General features: G+C 43.8%; 1 protein-coding gene. It reads right to left on the reverse strand.

Going from position 1 to position 402, the window contains the following annotated elements; translation table 11 throughout:
* Positions 1–402, reverse strand: a 402-nt coding sequence (locus tag E7X57_RS12225) for a PKD domain-containing protein (RefSeq protein ID WP_167880999.1), incomplete at both ends; no start/stop codon positions are given.

Here is a 402-nt window from a genome sequence, read left to right on the forward strand (position 1 = left end):
GACTTGAGTAATCCTCAGTACCGTCAGCATCAATATCCCAGGACCATGACGTTGCATTGGTTGAGAGATCCGTGAACGCAATACTCAGGGGAGCAATACCTTCAGTTACATTAGCACTGAAATCAGATACCGGAAGTATAGGAACGGATGTCACATTGATATAACCGGTCTTGACTTCGGAATCAGTACCATTGATATTACTGACAGTTAGATTGACAGTATACAAACCAGCTGTATCATACGTATGAACGAGATTCTGGCTGGAGTAATCTTCAGTACCGTCAGCATCAATATCCCAGGACCATGACGTTGCATTGGTTGACAGATCAGTAAACGCAACGCTCAGGGGAGCAATACCTTCAGTTACATTAGCACTGAAATCGGATACCGGAAGTATAGGAA

The organism is Methanococcoides sp. AM1 (assembly GCF_900774055.1).
In the GTDB taxonomy this organism is placed as follows: domain Archaea; phylum Halobacteriota; class Methanosarcinia; order Methanosarcinales; family Methanosarcinaceae; genus Methanococcoides.